The organism is Terasakiella pusilla DSM 6293, assembly GCF_000688235.1.
Lineage (GTDB): Bacteria > Pseudomonadota > Alphaproteobacteria > Rhodospirillales > Terasakiellaceae > Terasakiella > Terasakiella pusilla.
Map to the genome: position 1 here is coordinate 56148 of NZ_JHYO01000004.1, position 21784 is coordinate 77931.

Genomic DNA, 21784 nt, shown 5'->3' on the forward strand with positions numbered 1-21784 from the left:
GCGGAAAGAATAAAACTTTCCGCCCAAGTCTTGGTTAGGGATGAATACCATTGCAGGTATTCTGGGATTTAGCCGACCGTCCCTGATCGGATAATCCCGGCAAACAAGTCACGAGAGACTGTAACTTGCTTAGGGTATGCCCCACCGCGCTGTCGGGTGGGGCAAATCTTGATTTAGGCTGTTTTTACACGAGCCTGATTTGTGACAGGGATGTCCAGTTTATCCAACATCTCTTTAGGGACCACCTGCCAGAATTTACCTTTTTCCATCTCCCAATCCTGTAACAGGGTTTGGGCAAATTGTGAATGGGTTTCCTTGACATGTTCTTTGATCAGACCTTTTAGCAAGGCTTCATAATGATCAACTTCAGTGCGCTGCCAAATAATGTTTTCGGGATTCACACGGTGTTCAAATGTGCCATCTGCATCATAAACAAACGCCATGCCGCCTGTAAAGCCAGCACCGAAGTTGGCACCCACTTCACCCAGAACAACCACGGTCCCGCCGGTCATATATTCGCAACCGTTGGAGCCAATGCCTTCAACAACCGCTGTCGCACCGGAGTTCCGAACCGCAAAACGTTCGCCGCCTTGACCGGACGCAAACAGCTTGCCGTTGGTTGCGCCATAGAGACAGGTGTTGCCGACGATGGTGTTTTCGTTGGACTTCAGCGGGCTGGAGACCATCGGACGAACAACGATTGTGCCGCCGGACAGGCCTTTACCCACATAGTCGTTAGCATCGCCAAAGACTTCCAGTTTCAGGCCCTGAACGGTGAACGCCCCGAGGGAGTTACCGGCTGAACCGCGCATACGGACGGTCAGGTGATCCGGTTCCAGACCCGTCATGCCGTATTTACGGGTGATGATGGAGCTGGTACGTGTCCCCACAGAACGGTGTGTGTTTTTAACGGTGTAGAACAATTGCATCTTCTCACCGCCTTCAAGGGCGTTTTTGGCATCCTTGATGATTTCCGCATCCAGTGTATCCGGCACCGGGTTACGGTCTGTCATGGTGCAGAAACGCGGTGTGTCGCCAGTATCGGCTTGAGCCAGCAGCGGGTTGAGGTCAAGGTCATCGAGGTTTTCGCGACCACGGCCAACCTGTGACAACAGATCGCAACGACCGATGATGTCTTCCAGCTTTTCATAACCGAGCGACGCCAGAATCTCCGTGACTTCTTCTGCGATAAAGGTGAACAGATTGACGACTTTTGCCGCAGAGCCAGTGAACTTTTTGCGCAGGTCCGGGTCTTGGGTACAGACACCCACCGGACAGGTGTTGGAGTGACACTGACGCACCATGATACAGCCCATCGCGATCAAAGAGGTTGTCCCGATTCCGAATTCCTCGGCCCCCAGCATAGCCGCGATGACAACATCACGACCTGTGCGGAAACCACCGTCTGTGCGCAGTTTAACGCGGTGACGCAGTTTGTTGAGGGTCAGGACCTGATTGACTTCTGACAGGCCCATTTCCCATGGCAGACCGGCATATTTGATGGAGGATTGCGGGGATGCCCCGGTTCCGCCGTCATAACCGGAAATGTGGATCGTGTCCGCACCCGCTTTGGCAACACCGGCAGCAATGGTCCCAACACCGGAACGCGCAACCAGTTTCACACAGACGCGAGCGTCCGGGTTGATCTGTTTCAGGTCATAGATCAGCTGCGCCAAATCCTCAATAGAATAAATATCGTGGTGCGGCGGCGGCGAAATCAGGGTCACACCCGGTGTAGAGTGACGCAGCTTGGCGATTTCAAGGGTGACCTTGAAGCCCGGCAGCTGTCCGCCTTCACCCGGTTTTGCCCCTTGGGCGACTTTGATTTCCAGTTCCTGACAGTTGTTCAGATATTCCGCAGTGACCCCAAAGCGACCGGAAGCCACCTGTTTGACCGCAGAGTTAGCGTTGTCACCGTTTTTACGCGGCTTAAAGCGCTCGCGGTCTTCCCCGCCTTCACCGGAGTTGGATTTCGCGCCAATGCGGTTCATGGCGATGGCGAGTGTCTCGTGAGCTTCCCGTGACAAGGCCCCAACGGAAATCGCAGGCGCACACAGGCGGCGGCGGATCTCGGTGATCGATTCGACCTTATCGACGGAAATTGCATCGCGATCTGAATCGAAGTCCAGAAGGTCGCGCAACATCATCGGCTTGCGGCTGTTTACGCCGTCAGCATATTCGCGATATTTGGAATAGCTTTCGGTTGCCACCGCATCTTGCAGTTTGTGGATCAACAGCGGGTCATGGGCATGACGCTCGCCCTTGGCACGATAGCGGTAGAATCCGCCTTGCGGCAGGGGCTTGTCATCGCCAAACGCGCGCTCATGCATTTCAATGATCTTGTCTTGCAGACCTTTAAGACCGATACCGGAAATACGCGAGGTCATGCCGGGGAAGAATTCTGCGACAACGGACCGCGACAGGCCGACTGATTCAAATGCATAGCCACCACGGTAAGAACTGATGACGCCGATCCCCATTTTAGACATGGTTTTCAGCAGGCCTTTGTTGATGCCTTTTTTGTAGTTCTCGACCGCTTTTTCAAAGCTGATGTCGCCGTAAATGCCGCGGGCATGTTGCTCGGCGATGGCTTCTTCTGTCAGATAGGCGTTGACGGTTGTCGCGCCGACACCGATGAGAACGGCGTAATACTGAACATCCAAGGCTTCCGCAGAACGTACATTGATAGAAGTAAAGGTACGCAATTGCTGGCGAACCAGATAGCTGTGAACCGCACCAGCTGCAAGGATCATCGGGATCGGCGCTTTTTCAGCAGAGATATGCTCGTCGGTCAGAACGATATGTTTCTTGCCGCCGCGAACGGACATTTCCGCTTCATGACGGATACGTTCGATGGAGTCGCGCAAGGTTTCTTTTTTCGGATTAAAGGTACAGTCCAGTTCGACCACATCTTCGCTGAGGAATTTCTTCAGCGCGTGGAATTCTGTTGAGGTCAGGACCGGAGATTCAAGCTGAACCACTTCACACTGGTCCGGCCCTTCATCCAGAATGTTGCCCAGGTTGGACAGACGGGTGCGCAGCGACATGACGCGGGTTTCACGCAAGCTGTCGATCGGCGGGTTTGTCACCTGAGAGAACGCCTGACGGAAGAAGTGGTGCAGGCCGCGATATTGGTCGGACAGAACTGCCTGCGGTGTATCATCACCCATGGAGCCGATGGCTTCCTGACCGGTCTCGACCAAGGGACGCAGGATCAGGTCCATGTCTTCTTCAGTAAAACCGAACAGCTGTTGCTGACGACGCAGCACATCCAGCGGGTAATAGACCGGTTTTGGAGAATCGGCTTTGATAATTTCATCAACTTTGGTGATGTTTTTCACCCACTCGCCATAGGGCTGGCGTGCGGCGGTCCAATCCTTCAGTTCACGATCGTGGTAGAATTTACCTTCATGGAGATCGACACCGATCATACCACCCGGGCGCACATGGCCTTTCTCGACAACTTTGCTTTCGTCGATCTGAGACATACCGGTTTCAGAGCCGACCAGCAGGATGCCATCGCCTGTGATGGTGTAGCGCAAGGGACGCAGACCGTTACGGTCAAGGCCGGCTACAATCCAGCGACCATCAGTGGCGCAAATCGCGGCTGGACCATCCCAGGGCTCCATGACGGAGTTACAATAGGCAAACAGGTCTTCGTGGGTCTTGGGCATCAGGGCGTTTTGGCCAATAGATTCCGGCACCATCAGGGCTTTTACAGCCGGGGCGGAACGACCCGCGCGCACCAGCACTTCCCAGACCGCGTCCATACAGGCCGAGTCGGAGGCGCCGTTGGCGATCAACGGTTTGATATCTTCAATATGGCCACCAAAGACAGGGGCTGCCATGCAGGTTTCGTGGGCTTTCGTCCAGTTGATGTTGCCGGTAACCGTGTTGATTTCCCCGTTGTGGGCAATCATGCGGAACGGTTGAGCCAGACGCCATTGCGGGAAGGTGTTTGTGGAATACCGCTGGTGATAAATTGCGAAATTGGACACAAACAGTTCATCATTCAGGTCCGGGTAAAATTCTGTGATTTCCCCCGCCATGAACATGCCTTTATAAATGACACTGCGGCAAGACAGGGAACAGAAATAGAATTCTGTCAGATTTTCAGACAGGCACTGGTTTTCAATGCGACGACGGATGATGTAGAGATCGGTTTCAAACTCTTCGTTCGGCTTGCCAAGGGTGTTGGCAATCATGATCTGTTCAATTTCCGGACGGGTCGCGTTGGCTTTTTCCCCGATCACTTCAATGTTCACAGGGACCTGACGCCATCCGTAGATACGATAGCCGAATTTCAGCACTTCCGCTTCAACGATACAACGGCAGCGTTCCTGTGCGCCAAAATCTGTTTTCGGCAGGAAAACCTGACCGATGGCAAGCGCGCCTTCTTCCGGTTCGTGCCCTGTACGACGGATGTGACGCTTAAAAAATTCTTGCGGGATCTGAACGTGGATACCGGCACCGTCCCCGGTTTTACCGTCGGCATCAACCGCGCCACGGTGATCCAAAGCGCGTGTCGCTTGGAAAGCATGGCGCAGAACTTCGCGGTTTGGTTTGCCGTCCAAGGAGGCAACAAGGCCGACGCCACAGTTGTCGCGTTCCATGTTCGGGTCGTACATGCCGTTTTCAGCAAGGAATTTTGCGGCGCGTTGGTAATCGGATACGTATGTATTTGTCATTTTTCTCTCATGCCTCCTTATTCAGCAGCAACGCCTGCGCGTGCTTGCGCACGGAGGTATTTATGAACTTGATCGGATGCTTCGCGTGCATCGTTGATACAGTTGACGACCAGTGAAGCACCGCGTTCGATGTCCCCGGCGGCAAAGACGCCGTCAATGCTGGTCATCCATGTCTTTTTGTTAACGTCCAGCGTGCCCCAACGGGTGACGGCCAGATCGGGTTCGCCAAACAGGGTCGGTACGTCTTCCGGCTCAAAGCCCAAGGCTTCGATGACCATGTCCGCGTCCAGTTCAAACTCGGAGCCTTCGATTTCTTTAACGCTTTGGCGACCGGAGCCATCGGCGACACCCAAATGCATGGAAACCGCTTCTACCTTTTGGACTTTGCCCAGACCTTTGAAGGATTTGGGGGCGGACAGCCATTCAAAGTCAACGCCTTCCCCTTCGGCATTGCGCACTTCGTTTTGTGACCCCGGCATGTTGGTGCGGTCACGACGATAGAGACATTTAACAGATTTCGCGCCTTGACGGATGGACGTACGTACACAGTCCATGGCGGTGTCCCCGCCGCCGATGACAACAACATTTTTGCCTTCAGCATTCAGGGTGCCATCATCAAATTCCTCGACCTTATCCCCGAAGCTTTTGCGGTTGGAGGCGGTCAGGAAGTACATCGCAGGGAAGATGTTTTCCAGATCGGAACCCGGTACATCCAGTTTACGACCGGCATAAACACCCACACAGATCATGACAGCATCATGTTTTTCACGCAGGTCTTTTAAGGATGCATCGCGACCAATTTCAAAATTGAGGTGGAACTGGACGCCACCTTCTTCCAGCAGTTTGTGGCGACGTGCGACCACATCTTTTTCCAGCTTGAAGCCCGGAATCCCGTAAACCAGCAAGCCGCCGACACGGTCGTGACGGTCATAGACATGGACTTCATAGCCTTTGCGGCGCAGACGGTCGGCAGCGGCGATACCGGCAGGGCCAGCCCCGATGATGCCGACGCTTTGGCCCAGTTCACGCAACGGCTGCGGGCCTTTGACCCAACCTTGTTCAAAGGCGTTGTCGGTGATGAATTTTTCGATGGAGCCGATGGTCACGGCGTCATGTTCGGACTGTTCCAGAACACAGAGCCCTTCACAGAGACGGTCTTGCGGACAGATGCGACCACAGATTTCTGGCAGAGAGTTGGTTTCTTGGGAGACATGATAGGCATCTTCCAGACGGCCTGCAGCCACAAGGCGCAACCAGTCGGGGATGTTATTGCTGACAGGGCAGGCAACGGAACAGTAAGGGATGCCACATTGTTCACAACGTGACGCTTGCTCTTGCGCTTTTTCAATGGTGAAGCGTGCGTAAATTTCGTTGAAATCCTGTTTGCGCTCTTCGGCAGTACGTTTGTCGGGGTAGTTTTGCCCGATAGTGACGAACTGCATCATTTTTTCAGCCATCTTTTAGGTCTCCAGTTCCTCTTGTTAAAGAGTTGTCTTTTATAAAGTTATGCGTTCAAAGCCTGTGTGCACAGCGCTGGCACGATGAGAAGGCGAACAGCGTTGAGTTTGGTATGAGGGATAGTTGTGCATAAATCAAGAAAAAAACGACATATAGGTCAGCTATATTGACCTATTATGAGATTCTGGCGTGGAAACAGATGCCTCGGCGTCTCGGTATTTCGTGTGCATCTGCAATAAGTAGTACCGAAATTGTACTAACTTAGTTTTTGGGGGTCGAATCCTATCGTGTTATATAAGCTGAATTCAAAAAAACAGGTCATGCAGGGGATCTACAGACGTGACTGAACTCCATATTCTAGTGCTCGCCCTTGTTCAGGGGATTACCGAGTTTTTACCGATCAGTTCTTCCGGCCATTTGGTGCTTGTCCCGATTTTTGGGGGATGGGCTGATCAGGGGCTCATGATGGATGTTGCTGTCCATGTTGGCACCCTTGGCGCGGTCATGATTTATTTCTGGCGTGATATTTGGTTTATGTTGCGCGGTGTGATCCGTGTCAGCAAAGGGAAACGCGATCCGGGTGCCCGTCTTGCGGGGCTGGTTGTATTCGCGACCTTGCCGGTGATTGCGGCAGGCTTTCTTTTAAATGAATTTATCGGCCCGTCATTCCGCACGATCGAAGTCATCGGCTGGACCACATTGGGATTTGGTATACTTCTTTATATCTCAGACAAGATGGGTCTGACCATTCGCCGGGTAGAACATACCGGGATTGCCGATGCGTTGATTATTGGTCTTGCGCAATGCCTTGCCTTGATCCCCGGTACGTCGCGTTCCGGCATTACGATCGCGGCGGCTCGCTTTTTAGGCTATGAACGTGTGGATGCGGCGCGTTTTTCCATGTTGCTCTCCATCCCGGCAATTTTAGGGGCTGGCACGTTAAAAGGCTGGGAATTGTATCAAGCGGGCAATGTTCAGCTGACCAATGATGCACTGACAGCCGCCGGCCTGGCATTTGTGGCTGCGTTTATTGCCATTATGGTGATGATGGCATGGCTGAAACGCGCGTCCTTTACGCCCTTCTTTATCTATCGCTTAGTGCTGGGCACGGGATTGCTGTATTTTGCGTATTTTACCTAAATCTCGCTAGTCGTTGTATCGGGAAAATTTGTCGTGACTGTACATCATCAAGCGCTCGCTTTGTTACGTAATCAGAGATTTGTAGAGGCAAAGTCTATTCTGTCGAGGCAAGTCCAACAGGTGCCGAACGACCATGTGGCTTGGTACTATTTGTCTCTTGTCGCCTATAAACAAGGCGAGCGAGAAATCGCGATTAAACTGGTAGACAAATCTCTTTCGCTCTCTCCGCGGTATGTGGAGGCACTGCAAAATAAAGGGGTGATGTTGTCCGAGTTGGGGCACTGGCAAGAAAGTTGCGCTGTTTTAACTAAGGCACATAAGCTGGATCGCAAAAATCCAAATATCCTGAATTTATTGGCTTTGTCCTTTAAAGGTGCAGGTGAGTACGGCAAGGCGCTGGTCTTCATCAAAAAGGCGATTGCGCAAGACAAGTCTAACCCGCACCTTACTTTCAATATGGCGAATATTTATCGTGAGAAGGGTGCTGTTGACGAGGCGCTGTCTGGCTATGAGAAGGCTTTACTTTTAAATCCTCAATTTAAGGAAGCGTATAATAACCTGAGCGCGACACTGATAGACCTTGGTCGTTTTGAACAGGCGTTAGAGGTGTTGTCTGACGGATTAGCGACCTTTTGCGATGATCCGGAGTTGATGTTCAGCAAGGCGAAGGCTTTGTCCGGCCAGAACCAGTGGCTCCCCGCAATAGAATGTTATGATCAGGTTTTGGCAAAAGTGCCTAGCTACACACAAGCTATTGTAAACAAGAGTAATTTGCTAAAGCGCACGTTAAAATATGAGGAAGCTTGCGCGCTTTTGAGAGAGGCTTGTGATGTGTTACCACACGAGGATGTTCTGCGTTTCAACTATGCAATGGTTTTGCAAGCGTTAGGGGCTTTTCAAGCCGCTGCGGAGTTGTTGGAGGAATTTACGCAGAGTGAAGGCGAGTTTAAAGAGACTGCGCAATTTAACTTGTCTCTCAATTATTTGACACGCGGGGATTTTGTTGAAGGATGGCGGCTTTATGAGGCCCGTAAACATCTACCGACAACCGCGCGCAAAGTCGCGATTGCTGATAAGCCGATCTGGCGAGGAGAACCCATCGCGGGACGTCATCTACTTGTTTATTGGGAGCAGGGGTTAGGTGACAGCCTTCAGTTCTTGCGGTATTTGCGGTTGATTGACACGCAGGGCGGTCAGTTGATTTTTTCTTGTCAGAAGCCCTTGCATAGACTGCTTGAACGACTGACAAGTGTTGATCGTCTGGTTATCGGCGAAACCGATTTGCAGGATGTTGACCTGGTGGTGCCGCTTTTGGATTTACCGCATCTGTTTAACACCACTCTTGACACCATACCCGCATGTGACCCTGATTTACTTGTACCACCTTTGGTGCGAAAAGAACAAAATCTCACGGTCGGTATGTGCTGGAAAGGGTCAGGCACGCATGTAAATGATTTTAACCGATCGCTGACGTTAGACCTTCTCGCACCGCTCTTTAAAACCGATCATTCTTTTGTCAGCTTGCAAGTGGCACATGATCAGTCAGAAGTCATATCCGAGCTATCTCCTTATGATGTCGAAGACTTGGGTAGCGGTTTTTCTGACTTTTTTGATACTTATAAAGCACTTGAAAAATTGGATTTAGTGATCACCGTCGATACATCTGTTGCCCATCTGGCCGCGACGATGGGTAAGCCGGTTTGGCTTTTGATCCCGTTTGTTTCTGACTTCAGGTGGTTGAAAGAGCGTGATGATTCGCCGTGGTATCCGAGCGTCAGATTGTTTAGGCAAACTGAAATTGGGGGCTGGTCAGCCGTCATCGATCGGGTGCGCACCGCGTTGGAAGAAGGGGACTTCTAGGGCGCGTTGAGAGACGGCTGGTACATGGTTTTTGAGATGTACAAAAGTTCCAAAAAAGACACAAAGTTATTTAGGGGCTTGGTTTCTTGAAGAAATCGCCTAAATTCTGTCTAAATGATGTTTTTAGAGGCTGGTCAAAGCAAGTGTTTTCCGTTAGTGTCCGGCCCGAACATATCCAATTCTATGACATAACGCCGGAGTCGAGACGTGAAGTCTATTAAACCTGTTATTATTTCTGGACGCGAAGTACACCCTATTATTGAGGGGGGCAAGGGCGTCGCAGTGTCAAATGGCCGCAGTGCCGGTGCGTTTGCGAAAGCAGGTTGTGTGGGGACATTCTCAGGTGTGAACCCGGACTCTTACGATGAAGACGGCAATCCGATCCCGCAGGTCTACAAAAACAAGACCCGTAAGGAACGTTTTGAAGAACTGATCGCCTATGCCATCGAAGGCGGGATTGCGCAAGCGCGTATCGCTTATGAAGGGTCAGACGGTCGGGGTCGTATTCACATGAATACCCTTTGGGAAGCCGGTGGGACAGAGCGTGTGATTCACGGTGTACTTGAAGGCGCAAAAGGTCTGATCCACGGGGTTACGTGTGGCGCGGGTATGCCTTATAAAATGGCTGAAATCGCTGCCCAGTATAATGTCTATTATTACCCGATCGTTTCCAGTATGCGTGCTTTTCGCGCCTTGTGGAAACGCTCTTATTCCAAACATTCTGCCCTGTTGGGTGGTGTGGTTTACGAAGATCCGTGGAAAGCGGGCGGCCACAATGGCCTGTCCAATGCGGAACGTTATGACGAACCGCAAGATCCCTATCCGCGTGTTGCAGAAATCCGCAAGTTTATGAACTCGGTTGGTCTGAACGATGTGCCGATCATTATGGCGGGTGGCGTCTGGTATCTGCGTGACTGGGAAGAGTGGCTGGACAATCCGGAGATCGGTCCGGTGGCCTTCCAATTTGGTTCTCGTCCGCTGCTGACACAGGAAAGCCCGATCCCTGATAGCTGGAAACAGCGCCTCCTAAACTTGAAAGAAGGCGATGTCACGCTGAATAAATATAGCCCGACAGGGTTCTATTCGTCGCAATTGAATAACGATTTCTTGCGTGAGCTGGGCGACCGTGCGGCCCGTCAGGTGCCGTTTGCAAGAAAGCCGACCGACGAGTTGACTGGTGAAGTGAAAGTTGGTGCACGTGGTCGTTCCATCTTTGTACCTGCCGACAAACAGGCCGATGTGGAAGGCTGGATTGCTGCGGGTTACACAGAAGGAATGCGTACACCTGACGACACCATGATTTTTGTTGACCCGGATCGCGCTCAGGAAATTCTGGCGGATCAGGCGGGTTGTATGGGATGTTTGTCTGCTTGTGCGTTCTCCAACTGGGCGGACAACGAAGAAAATACAACAGGTCGTTTGGCGGACCCGCGTTCTTTCTGTATTCAAAAGACGCTTCAGGATATCGCTCATGGCGGTTCTGTTGAGAACAACCTTGCCTTTGCGGGCCATAATGCCTTTAAATTTGCAGATGATCCGTTGTTCCAATCCGGCCGTGACGGTCAATTCCCAACGGTTGCACAACTGGTTGATCAAATCCTAACTGGAAATTGAAGAAACTTTGACCTTACTTGACATAGGTCAAGATTAAGCTCAAAGTTTTCTGACATATTCCGCGCAAAGTTTAAGCGTTCTAATTAAAAACTAGCAATGCGATACTAAAGTTTGCGATTTTTATAGGGGATCACCATGGACAAAGTACGCCCGTTTAGCCACGCACTTGACCGCCTTCGTGATGCAGGATTGCGTCCAACGCGTCAGCGTCTGGCACTTGCGAAATTGTTGTTTGATGATTGTGATCGTCATGTCACAGCAGAACAACTGCATACAGAGGCGCTTTCCGGCAACATTCGTGTGTCTTTGGCGACTGTGTACAATACGCTCCATCAGTTTACGGCAGCTGGTTTGCTGCGGGAGATTGTCGTTGATGCGGGTCGTTCTTACTTTGATACCAACACCTCTACCCATCATCATTTCTTTGATGAAAGCTCCGGCATGTTGACAGACGTTCCGCATGGTCAGTTGCAGGTGAGTGGTATTCCGACACCACCAAACGGGTCGGAAATTGAAAGTGTTAACGTCGTGGTGCGTATTCGCGCCGCGTCATAATTCGATCGAGCTGTCTCTTTCGAATTATAAAAGCCGGGTTCTGGGGGGGACCCGGCTTTTGCTTGTCTGGCTTTTGGGGGCGCGCTTACGACCCGGAGTTGACGTCCATGCGTTCTAGATTAAGCCGTGCGGTTTCGGCTGCGTCACCAGAAGGGTCAATTTCGATAACAGCCATCCAGTCGGTGCGGGCTTCTGCATCCTTACCTTCAATACGATAGAGCATGCCACGTTCCAGCAAGGCCTCGGTGTTGCCGGGGGCAAGGGCAAGGGCGCGATGAATGTCGCTGCGCGCTTCTTCAAACCGTTCCGTCAGGCGATAGATGCTGCCGCGAAAAATCAGCGCATCCACATTCATGTCATCGAGTTCGAGGGCGGTGTTGAGATCGGAAAGGGCATCATGAAGCGAGTTTTGCGCACTGCGCATCTGGGCGCGATCCACATAAAGTTCGGCGGAGGTGCCATCCAGTTCAATGGCGGTGGTCAGCAGGGCGCGGGCGCGATCGACCTGATTGGCAAGATACCATCCCTGGGCCGACTGGGCGAGCAGCTGGGCTTTAAACTCTTTGGACCTGCGCGAGCTATCTGCCAGACGCTCTAGTCGGTCTGCCCCATTTTCGTAACGTTTCATGGCGATCAGGGCAGTGGCGATGCAATGTTCTGCCGCTTCACCGCCGCCATAGCCTTTCCAGTTTAGCGCCATGTCGAAGGCTTTTTCAGGTTTTTCGCGGACCAACCCCATACAGGTCTGATAGTTTTCTGCATGGTTGATGGTTTCTGCCCCGACGTGTTGAGTGGAAATTAAAAATGCGAATGCGACTAGAAATGCCTGACGTTTCACCTTAAATCCTTTAGACATAAGAAAGAGATAGAAAATGGGATTTGGTGGGTAGATGAACACACTCTTTGTATTTGGTCTAGGATATTCGGCACGTTTTTTTGCAAAACAGGCCGTCGCAAAAGGCTGGCGTGTTATGGGCACCATGCGCGAACCGCAAGAGATCGACGGGATCGAGGTTTTTCCTTTCGACGGGAAAACCCATTTCGAAGATTTTGCCGGACGACTGGAAGGGGTGACCCATGTTCTCCATTCCATCCCGCCGCATAAAGACCTTGGTGATCCACTTTATAATTTACAGCGCAAACATTTTGCGCGCCTGAAGAAGCTGCAATGGTTTGGTTATCTGTCGACGACCGGTGTTTACGGCAATGCGGACGGGGCGATGGTGGACGAAACTTTTGAACGCACACCCTCTAGCCCGCGATCCATCGCGCGCAAAGAGGCGGAGGATGCGTGGCTCGGCACAGGGTTGCCTGTCCATATTTTCCGTCTGGCGGGGATTTATGGGCCGGGGTGTAGCACCTTTGATCAAATTAGACAGGGGCGTGCGCGCGCGATCGATAAGCCGGGACATGTGTTTTCGCGCATTCACCGCGATGATATTGCAGGGGTGCTCTGGGCTTCTATTGCGCATCCACAACCGCAAACGGCCTATAATGTATGTGATGACCAACCGGCAGAACCCCTCAAGGTCCTGCGCGAAGCCTGCCGGATTATGGGCCATGAGATGCCACCGGTTCAAAGTTTTGAAGAAGCGGTAGAAACCATGTCTGATATGGCGCGTACATTCTGGCTGGATAATAAAAAAGTCGATAATAGCCGCGTCAAAGAGGCTTTGGGCTATGAGTTGATGTATCCCGGTTTTAAAGAGGGGCTGGAAGCCATCTGGGCCGAGGAAAACCATCATGACCATTGATGTCTTTTACATCCTCGCCATGATCGGGACGGCTGTTTTTGCCCTCTCTGGTGCGATGGCAGCGGCGCGGCAGGAACTGGATATTTTTGGTTTTATCATTGTTGGTCTGGCACCAGCAATTGGCGGCGGGACGATCCGTGATCTGTTGATGGGGGCGGAATATGTCTTCTGGATGATTGATCTGAATTATATTTATGTTGCCAGTGTGGTCGCGATCATCGCGTTTTTTCAAGTTCATCGGCTGGATGGGAAGCGCTACACCCTACTGACATGGGCCGATGGGTTGGGATTGGCCTTGTTTACGATCATGGGCACGCAAATTGCGGTCGATCATGATCTGCATCCGGTTATTTGCGTGGCGATGGGGATGATCACAGGGACTTTTGGCGGGATGATCCGCGATGTTATTTGCAATGAAGTGCCGTTTCTGCTGCAAAAAGAAATTTATGCCCTAGCGGCAATTGCGGGAAGCTGTGCGTATATGGTGCTTATTGCGGTGGGGTTGGAAGATCAGGGCGCGATGATTATTGCCGTGGCGACAACCTTTATCGTGCGGGGGTTGGCGATTGTGTTTGGCTGGACGCTGCCCCCCTATCGGCCACATAAAAAAGAATAGCTGGCAACCTGTTAAAAGTGCGGCTCGACGCGTTTGCGGATGTTTTTGGCGTAGTGGGTCCACAATGTTTCAAACAGGTCCGGGGCCGCTTTGTAGAGGTCTTGTTGGATCGGTAGGTACAGATAAGATGTCCAGATAGGGGGATCAAGGCGACGGATTTGTTTTGTCCCGTCTGGCACCAGTTCAATGAGACCGTCAGCAACTTTCCCCGCAAACACAAAACCATCGATTTGACCGGCAGAAAGTTTGGAGAAGCCATCATAAGGGCTGAGTGTTTCGGAAATGGGCAACCCTTGTGACTTGAGCGTTTCGGTGACGATAAAGCCTTGCGGCGCCCCAAGCTTAAATTTTTCACGCAAAAAACGGCGATCGCCCGCCCATTCTATGGGGTTATTTGCGTTTTCAAACAAATTATAGTGAACAGGCGACATGGAGCGTTCCTGATCAAGGGCATTGGTCAGGTTTTTGGGAAAACGTAGATATTTCTCTCTTTCCGGTGAGGGATTCACCCCGAGTACGGTGCCGAATTGGCCTGATTTTAAGCCACTGAGGCAACGCGACCACGGCATTCTGTACCAGTTGATGCGGAGGTCAAGTTTATCGGCTGTCTCATCAAGGGCGTCGGCAAAGATACCGCGTTGGCCTTTGGGGGGCATGGTTTTGCCCTGAGTGAGATAATAAGGCGGCATATGGTAGATGCTGGTACATACGTCCAACTTGAGTTGATCTGCCTGCGCGCTCAGGGACCAAAAAAGCGAGAGAAGGGCCAATATAAAGCGCATCACCTTATTCCATCGGGCGGCGGGCGGACAGGGCCGCCGTTAATGTACCATCGTCCAGATAATCCAGCTCACCGCCAACAGGCACCCCGTGGGCGAGTCCGCTGACAACCGTGGAGCAGTCTTCCAGACAATCGGCGATATAATGTGCCGTGGTCTGTCCGTCAACGGTTGCACTGGTCGCAAGGATAACTTCTTTTGTTCCGGTTGCTTTGACGCGCTCAACCAGATCATGAATTTTAAGGTCTTGAGGGCCAAGACCATCAAGGGCGGACAGAGTGCCGCCCAAGACATGATAGCGCCCCTTAAAGGTCGCAGAACGTTCTAGCGCCCAAAGGTCGGCAACGTCCTGCACCACACAAATCAAGCTGTCATCACGCCGTGGGTCGGTGCAGATGGTGCAGGGATCACATGAATCGAGATTGCCGCAGGTGGAACAGGTTTTGACATTCTGTTCCACACGGGTCAATGCCTGTACAAGCGGCGTCATCATCACGTCTTTCTTTTTGACGAGATGAAGGGCCGCGCGTCTGGCAGAGCGAGGGCCAAGTCCGGGGAGTTTGGACAGAATCTGGATCAGATGTTCAATTTCAGGGGCAGCCATCGCAAACCAAATCCCATTAAAACGGCAAAGACATACCCGGTGGCAACTGCAGGCCGCCTGTGATTTCTGACATGCGTTTGTTGACTTCGGCTTCCATTTTGGATTTGGCATCTGCCATGGCAGCAACGATCAGGTCTTCCAGAACTTCTTTATCTTCGGGGTCAACCAAAGACGGATCGATGTCGATCTTTTTGAGATCGGCTTTACCGGAAATAACCACATTGACCATGCCGCCGCCAGAGGTGCCATAGATTTCCAGTTCGGACAGGCCATCCTGAAATTCCTGCATTTTGGATTGCATCTTCTGAGCCTGCTGCATCATTTTTGCCATGTTTTTCATGGGACTTACTCATCTCCGTTGGTGTTGTCGGGATCACCCGGTGTTGCCTCGATTTGAATCGCGGCATCGATCTGATCCAGTTTAATTTCGTGTACTTTCTCTACCACACTGCCGGGAAAGGCGGCCAGAATTTCGTTGACCAGCGGGTGTTGGGAGACTTCGTGTTTGCGTTTGGCAATAGCTTCGTCACGCACTTGCGCCAGTGTGATATCACCGGTGGCATGGCGCGACACACTGATGGCCCACGTGCGGTTTGTATGTTCATCCAGAAACTTTTTTAGATGACCGGCAAGGGTATCAGGGGCGAGATCACCGGGGCGAAACTCGATTTTCCCCGGTTCAAACGACACCAGATGAAAGTTGTTCATCAGGTTGGCTTTCAGGATGATGTCTTTCTTTTCATCCGCTAAATCCACAACCTGTTGGAAGGTTTGCGGATCAGCCAGAACTTGCACGGGCGCTTGCACCTGTAGGGCTGCGTCTGTCAGGCCACCATTAACCACGCGCATGGCCGTCGGCCCACTACCGGAGCCTCCGCCGTGGCCCATCATCGGTGCGCCAACGGCTTGGGCCATTTGCCCACCCCCACCGCCGCCGGACGGACCACCCCCACCGGGGCCACCTGTTGGGCCAGAGGTGCTGTTTTGCATCATGCGGATGGCTTCTTCCGGTGTGGGCATGTCGGCGACATAGCACAGGCGGATGATAACCATTTCGGCAGCTTGCTGGGGGTGCGGGGCGTTGCGAACTTCACCCAGACCCTTCATCAAAATTTGATAGGCCCGCGCCAGAACCGACATGGCGAGCGTGTCCGACATTTCTTTACCGCGCACACGTTCCATTTCAGAGACAACGGCGTTTTGGGCGGCATCGGGCACGACCTTGACGCGGGTCAGCCAATGGGTGAGTTCCAGCAAATCCTGCAAGACCACGCTGGGGTCGGCACCTGCGGCATAAAGCGTATCCATGACGGCAAGGGCCGCGGCCGCATCGCCTTTCATGATCGCATCAAACAGATCAAAGGTGCGCCCGCGATCTGCCAGACCCAGCATATCGCGCACTTGTTCTTCGCCCACTTCACCATGGCAATGGGCGATGGCCTGATCAAGCAGGCTGAGGCCGTCACGTACAGAGCCATCGGCAGCGCGTGCGATCATGGCAAGGGCGGTGTCATCGACCTTCGCGCCTTCTTTTTCAGCGACCATGTTAAAGTGAGAAGCCAGCAAATCCTGATCAATGCGGCGCAGATCGAAACGCTGACAGCGCGACAGCACAGTGACAGGAACTTTGCGAATCTCGGTCGTTGCGAAAATGAATTTAACGTGCGCGGGTGGTTCTTCCAAAGTCTTAAGCAGGGCGTTAAACGCGCCTTTGGACAGCATGTGCACTTCGTCGATGATGTAGACTTTGTAACGGGCGGAGGTCGGACGGTAGCGCACCGACTCGATTACTTCGCGGATGTCGTCCACACCTGTGCGCGACGCCGCATCCATTTCGATCACATCGACGTGGCGGTCCTGGGCAATGGCGACACATTGTTCGCAGACACCGCAAGGGGTGATGGTTTCGCTGCCTTTTCCATCTTCGCCGATACAGTTGAGTGCGCGTGCGACCAGTCGGGCGGTGGTTGTCTTACCTACACCGCGTACCCCGGTCAGCATAAAGGCTTGCGCCAGACGACCAGATTCGATGGCATTGGAGAGGGTGCGCACCATGGCATCCTGACCGATGAGTTCCTCAAAGGTGGACGGGCGATATTTTCGGGCGAGGACGCGATAAGCGCCTTGATCTTCTGTATCTGTCATAGGGGCTAAAATCTTTGTATTTCTTGTTCGTCACAAGTTAGCAGGGCTTGGCCCGACATGCCAGTCGGGATTGCAAAAAAAGACAGAAGATTTTGGGGAGAAAATAAGGTGAGAGATTGAATACGACCCGAGCAGTGAACTCGTTACGGCTGCTTCCTTCCGGACCTGACCGGGTTGGCGAGGAGCTCGTCCGCATCAACCTCTCAGGGCCGTCTTCTATACCGGGTAGGCGTTGACTTCAAGGGAAAACTGACTCTACCATGCACCCCTGTTTAATTTTCTTTGAGAAACCGAGTCGCCCATGGTTGATGCCGTTGAAATCTATATCTGTAAAAAAGGCCAAAAAATTGAGGAAGGCCAAATGGTTATGTCCAACGACATTGACTGCAAAGAAGCCGCGAAAGAAGATGCTGAAAAACGCTGCAAGATCGTGCCATCGACCGAACGGATTGTCTATTATGACGTCAGCGGCGGCGGGTTCAAGGTGCTATATTCCTACACCAACCCCAACGTAAAAGAGGCGAAGCGCAGCCGTCCTATGGGGCGCGGTGGGGCAGCGCCTGCGCCGGTGAAAAAGAAGAAAGTAGCCAGACAGAAAGGAATGTGGGAAAAGATCAAAGGGTCATTGGGGTTATAGGGTAACCAGATCTGAACAGAAATATGGGAGTTGACCAGATGTCTTCATCATCATTCGATCTTTATTACACAAATGCCCAGATTGACAGACGATCAACCGACCGTCCCAGAACCGAGTTGATCACTGAAACCCTATATTCCGAACAGGCCCGCTTTGTGGTGCTGTCAGATAACCAAAACCTGTTTGAGCTGAAAGACGATCTTCATCATCCCGCTTTCTTGGAGCGCAAGGACGTGGAAGCTTACATCCCCCATCACCCGTGGGCCTATCTGGGGGTCTATGGCAAGCACGCCTTGTTTGTGCTTGATCTCAGTGTGTTGGAAGATCATGCCATCATCGAGGGGTTTGAGAATAAGTATTTGTTTGAAGATCTTAGACGGGCCGCCCCGGTTCACCAACGTACCGAAGCGTCGCAGTTGGCCTATGCCCGTGGGTTGATGTACTGGCACAAACGTCATCGCTTTTGTGGTGCCTGCGGATCGGAAACGGAAAGTCAGCAAGCCGGTCATGTGCGTAAATGTTTAAACCCTGAGTGTGGTCTGGAACATTTCCCGCGCACGGACCCGGCGGTCATTATGCTCGTGACTCATGGGGATAAATGTTTGCTGGGACGTCACAGCCGCCTGAAAGCGGGGATGTATTCCACGCTTGCTGGTTTTGTTGAACCGGGGGAAACACTGGAAGATGCCGTGCGCCGGGAGGTGATGGAAGAAGCGGGGATAAAAGTCGGCAAGGTCACGTATGCCGCCTCCCAACCTTGGCCCTTTCCCACCAGTTTGATGCTGGGCTTTTATGGGGAAGCGGAAACCACAGAGATCTCGTTTGCGGATGATGAGCTGGAAGATGCGCAATGGTTTACACGCGATGAGCTAATCAATATCGCGGATCAAGGCAAAAGCCTCGCCAGTCATGACAGTATTGCCCGTCAATTGATCGAAAACTGGATCAAAGCAGGGTGAAATAGTGCCCTGCCGTATCTTTGACAATATCCGCCATGGCTTGGGCTGCGCGGGTCAAGGGGTAGTCTTTGGACCAGACAAGGCTAGTGACCCGCTCAATCTGCGGCTCGATCAGCTTGAGCGCGACCAGTCGGTTTGCATCAATATGATGCTGGCAGGAACTGTAGGATAGGGCGGTACTGCCAAGGCCGCGACACACAAGTTCGGTGTGGATGGCGAGCGATTCGACTTCAATCACCACATTAAAGGCTTTCCCCATTTTGCTGGCGTGTTGTTCAAGGATATGGCGCAGGCCATGTTTGGGGCCGGGCAGGATGAAGGGTTCTTCCAACGCTTCTGTTAGGGTGATGGTGTCGCGCCCTTCCCACCGTGGGGCAGGCTGGGTCATGAAATAGAGCGTATCTTCCCACAAAGGGTGACTGCGCAAAGACGGGCTGACGTTGCCTTCAAATAAAACCCCGATATCCAAACGCCCATTGAGCAAACTATCCTGAATGGCCCCGCTTAGCATCTGGGTGATGCGCAGTTTGACGTTGGGATAACGCTGGTGGAAGGTTTCGACAATGGGGGCAGCGAGCACACTGCCGACACTGGGCGGCAGACCCAAACGCACTTCACCGCTGATTTCACCTGCAAAGGCGGTCATGTCGGTGCGCAGGCGCTCCATTTCCTCAGCCAAAAGACGCGCGCGTGGTCGCATGCGTTCGCCTGCTTCGGTCAGCACCACACCGCGCCCTGTGCGTTGAAACAGGGCGACGCCTGCATCCTCCTCCAGCATTTTGATCTGGCGGCTGAGCGCGGGTTGGGTGACGTTTAAGCGTTTCGCCGCATGGGAGAGAGAGCCGGTTTCCGCCACATGAAGGAAGGTGCGTAGTTGTTTGAGGTCCATAACGACTTATCCTGATATAACGAATAATTATATCTTTTAAAAATTTATTATATTTGGCTTATGTCACAAACAGGCGTAGAGAGTAAAGTGTAAAAAGCCCTCCTTCAGCGAGCCCTTGAAATGAACGATCAACAAACCGACCCAACCGCCATTATCTTTGTCTTTATCGCCACCATTGCATTGGCGTTTAAAGGTGTTTTCGCCAAGTTTGCCTATATGGCGGATATGGGGGTGGATGCGGTTTTGCTTTTGCGTTTCGGGATTGCAGCACCTTTGTTTTGGTTGGGTGTTTTGATGTTTGCCCGAAAAACCGCGCCGCTGACATGGCAGCAGTGGAAGGCTTGTTCGTTGGCGGGGGTGATGTTCTTTATGGCGACATACTGTGACTTCACCGCGATCTCCGAAATCGGGGTGAGTGTCTCGCGTCTGATCCTGTTTACCTTCCCGATGATTGTCATGCTGATTAATGCGGTGATGTCGAGACGGGCGCCAAGTGTTCATCAATGGATCGTGTTTGTGACCACCTATTCCGGCATTTTGCTGGTGATGGCGCCCAATGGTCTCAGCGGGTTTGACAATTTCAATTGGATTGGCGCGGCATGGGCCATGGGGTCTGCGACCACCTATGCGGTCTATCTGGTGATGTCACAGGAATTGATGAAATCCATTGGCTCTGTGCGCTTTACCGCCGCTTCCGGCTCGATCACGCTGGTGATTATGTTGGCGGTGATCCCGGTGAGTGCGACCAGCGGCAGTATCACCTTTCCCATGGATGGGGTGTTCTGGGGGGCGATGATTGCGGTTTTCTGTACCGTCATTCCATTCTTTATGTTGTTTGAAGGGATTAAACGCTGCGGGGCGACCCAAGCCAGCCTGATCAGCCTCAGTGGGCCGATCCTGACCATGATCGCGGCGTGGTTGATCTTGGATGAAACCCTCAGCACAGTTCAAATTATCGGCGCGGTCGTCACCATTTTGGGCGTCAGCAGCCTGAAAGCCACATGGGCTTTGGATGCACTGAAGCGGTTATTTGGGCTTACGCGCCCGCAAAAAGTGACTGACGCGTAGGGCGGGTCCCGCCATAAAGCGGGTCCGTGTGCGCAACACCGGTGTGTTGGCAGAGGTATTGCCCCGACTTTCACGAAAGACGATGTATAGGCCGCTAAAGATAATCACGGCCGCCCCGATGTAGGTCTGCTGGTCCGGCACTTCGCCAAACAGGTAGAATCCGTACAGCGTCGCCCAGATGATCTGGGAATAGAGCATGGGGGCAACAATGCTGGCTTCCCCGGCTTTATAGGCTCCGACAATACAGTTCAAGGCTAGGAAACTGAGCAGGGACACAGCGGCTGTTTTTCCCAAGTCTTCAATCGGCATGGGGATATAGTTGATCGGCAACAGCAAGGCCATGACAATAAACAGGCTGAGCATGGGGAAAATGATGATCACCACATCGCGTTCGTCCCGTCCGATTTTGCGCACAATAATCGCGTTGAGGGCGGAGAAGAAGGAGCCGATCATGACCGAGAAGTGACCCAGATGCAGTTCCTGCGCACCGGGTCGGACCACGATCAGTACGCCGATTAATCCCAATAAAACAGCACCGCCCCGATGGATGCCGACGCGCTCCCCCAAAAACGGTACCGACAGGAGTGTCACCCACAACGGAATCGCAAACAGGATGGAATAGGTTTGCGCCAGTGGTAAAACCGAAAAGGCATAAAAGGTCGAAATGGTCGAGATCAACATACTGCCCATACGCAAGGTCAACCACCACGGATGACGCGGGCGCAAGGTCGCGGCCTTGGTGTCGCGGATCAGTTGCAACGCCACCATGGGAAAGCCGAACAACATACTGAAAAACAGGATTTGGAACGGGCTATAGGCCCCACCAAGGTCTTTGACCAAAGCGTCATGGCTGGCATAGATGGCGTAAGCAAGCAGCCCAAGAAGGATGCCTTTTTTATTGTTGTTCATCGAAGCGCCTTCGCGATTTTATCGGTTTTATTTTGCCCCATGATAGAATGCGGCGCAAAAACGATGCAACAAAAAAGGCCGAACAACTGTCCGGCCTTTTGTTGTTATG

Annotated in this window: 18 protein-coding genes and 1 other RNA gene; 9 read left to right on the forward strand and 10 right to left on the reverse strand. The window is 52.4% G+C overall.

The annotated features are described in order from the left end of the window. Positions 1 to 173: 173 nt before the first annotated feature. Together gltB and Q397_RS0103675 are read right to left on the reverse strand one after the other, a co-directional pair. Positions 174 to 4688 carry a glutamate synthase large subunit gene (gltB, locus tag Q397_RS0103670; protein WP_051609676.1) on the reverse strand — a complete coding sequence of 1505 codons (4515 nt, stop codon included), beginning with the start codon at positions 4686 to 4688 and terminating at the stop codon, positions 174 to 176. A 17-nt stretch (positions 4689 to 4705) separates the two neighbouring features. Further along, positions 4706 to 6145, reverse strand: a complete 1440-nt coding sequence (locus Q397_RS0103675) for an NAD(P)-dependent oxidoreductase (protein WP_028878256.1) — start codon at positions 6143 to 6145, stop codon at positions 4706 to 4708. Between the two features lie 340 nt (positions 6146 to 6485). Here Q397_RS0103675 and Q397_RS0103680 point away from each other — a divergent pair, with 340 nt between their 5' ends. The 4 genes from Q397_RS0103680 (at position 6486) to irrA (ending at position 11315) form a co-directional block, all read left to right on the forward strand. Further along, complete coding sequence (locus tag Q397_RS0103680) at positions 6486 to 7286, forward strand: undecaprenyl-diphosphate phosphatase (RefSeq protein WP_028878257.1); 801 nt, start codon at positions 6486 to 6488, stop codon at positions 7284 to 7286. 33 nt (positions 7287 to 7319) lie between these two features. Further along, positions 7320 to 9146, forward strand: a complete 1827-nt coding sequence (locus Q397_RS0103685) for a tetratricopeptide repeat protein (RefSeq protein ID WP_169737966.1) — start codon at positions 7320 to 7322, stop codon at positions 9144 to 9146. 207 nt (positions 9147 to 9353) lie between these two features. Then, on the forward strand, positions 9354 to 10760 hold the full coding sequence (locus Q397_RS0103690) for an NAD(P)H-dependent flavin oxidoreductase (RefSeq protein ID WP_028878259.1): 1407 nt from the start codon (positions 9354 to 9356) through the stop codon (positions 10758 to 10760). A 135-nt stretch (positions 10761 to 10895) separates the two neighbouring features. Then, a complete protein-coding gene (gene irrA, locus Q397_RS0103695) occupies positions 10896 to 11315 on the forward strand; it encodes an iron response transcriptional regulator IrrA (RefSeq protein WP_038012820.1) in 420 nt (139 codons plus the stop codon). Between the two features lie 85 nt (positions 11316 to 11400). Here irrA and Q397_RS20940 read toward each other — a convergent pair whose 3' ends face one another. Beyond that, positions 11401 to 12153 (reverse strand): tetratricopeptide repeat protein, encoded by a 753-nt coding sequence (locus Q397_RS20940; RefSeq protein WP_051609677.1) that lies wholly within the window; start codon positions 12151 to 12153, stop codon positions 11401 to 11403. Positions 12154 to 12205: 52 nt separating this feature from the next. Here Q397_RS20940 and Q397_RS0103705 point away from each other — a divergent pair, with 52 nt between their 5' ends. Together Q397_RS0103705 and Q397_RS0103710 are read left to right on the forward strand one after the other, a co-directional pair. After that, positions 12206 to 13069, forward strand: a complete 864-nt coding sequence (locus tag Q397_RS0103705) for an SDR family oxidoreductase (RefSeq protein WP_028878261.1) — start codon at positions 12206 to 12208, stop codon at positions 13067 to 13069. Further along, positions 13059 to 13685: a trimeric intracellular cation channel family protein gene (locus Q397_RS0103710; RefSeq protein ID WP_038012821.1), complete on the forward strand. Its 627-nt coding sequence runs from the start codon at positions 13059 to 13061 to the stop codon at positions 13683 to 13685. The genes Q397_RS0103705 and Q397_RS0103710 overlap by 11 nt, the downstream gene beginning before the upstream one ends. 11 nt (positions 13686 to 13696) lie before the next feature. On the opposite strand, the gene Q397_RS0103715 is transcribed toward Q397_RS0103710, so the two are convergent. From Q397_RS0103715 to ffs, 5 genes are all read right to left on the reverse strand, one after another. Then, positions 13697 to 14467, reverse strand: coding sequence for a substrate-binding periplasmic protein (locus Q397_RS0103715; protein WP_028878263.1), 771 nt, complete (start codon positions 14465 to 14467; stop codon positions 13697 to 13699). Positions 14468 to 14471: 4 nt separating this feature from the next. Continuing rightward, complete coding sequence (gene recR / locus Q397_RS0103720; protein ID WP_028878264.1) at positions 14472 to 15068, reverse strand: recombination mediator RecR; 597 nt, start codon at positions 15066 to 15068, stop codon at positions 14472 to 14474. Positions 15069 to 15084: 16 nt separating this feature from the next. Further along, positions 15085 to 15408, reverse strand: coding sequence for a YbaB/EbfC family nucleoid-associated protein (locus Q397_RS0103725; protein ID WP_028878265.1), 324 nt, complete (start codon positions 15406 to 15408; stop codon positions 15085 to 15087). Positions 15409 to 15413: 5 nt separating this feature from the next. Continuing rightward, positions 15414 to 17213 (reverse strand): DNA polymerase III subunit gamma/tau, encoded by a 1800-nt coding sequence (locus Q397_RS0103730; protein ID WP_028878266.1) that lies wholly within the window; start codon positions 17211 to 17213, stop codon positions 15414 to 15416. A 106-nt stretch (positions 17214 to 17319) separates the two neighbouring features. Continuing rightward, positions 17320 to 17419: signal recognition particle sRNA small type (gene ffs / locus Q397_RS24615), an RNA gene on the reverse strand. Between the two features lie 95 nt (positions 17420 to 17514). Here ffs and Q397_RS0103735 point away from each other — a divergent pair. Continuing rightward, entirely contained in the window at positions 17515 to 17850 is a 336-nt protein-coding gene (locus Q397_RS0103735) for a hypothetical protein (protein ID WP_028878267.1), read from the forward strand. Between the two features lie 38 nt (positions 17851 to 17888). Then, positions 17889 to 18809 carry an NAD(+) diphosphatase gene (gene nudC / locus Q397_RS0103740; protein WP_028878268.1) on the forward strand — a complete coding sequence of 307 codons (921 nt, stop codon included), beginning with the start codon at positions 17889 to 17891 and terminating at the stop codon, positions 18807 to 18809. Here the strand turns inward: nudC and Q397_RS0103745 are convergent. Further along, positions 18796 to 19698: a LysR family transcriptional regulator gene (locus Q397_RS0103745; RefSeq protein ID WP_028878269.1), complete on the reverse strand. Its 903-nt coding sequence runs from the start codon at positions 19696 to 19698 to the stop codon at positions 18796 to 18798. The two genes, nudC and Q397_RS0103745, sit on opposite strands and share 14 nt — an antisense overlap. Before the next feature lie 120 nt (positions 19699 to 19818). On the opposite strand from Q397_RS0103745, the gene Q397_RS20945 reads away from it, so the two are divergent. After that, a complete protein-coding gene (locus Q397_RS20945; protein WP_051609678.1) occupies positions 19819 to 20766 on the forward strand; it encodes a DMT family transporter in 948 nt (315 codons plus the stop codon). Here Q397_RS20945 and Q397_RS0103755 read toward each other — a convergent pair. Next, positions 20725 to 21675 carry a DMT family transporter gene (locus Q397_RS0103755; protein ID WP_028878270.1) on the reverse strand — a complete coding sequence of 317 codons (951 nt, stop codon included), beginning with the start codon at positions 21673 to 21675 and terminating at the stop codon, positions 20725 to 20727. The two genes, Q397_RS20945 and Q397_RS0103755, sit on opposite strands and share 42 nt — an antisense overlap. Between the last annotated feature and the right edge of the window lie 109 nt (positions 21676 to 21784).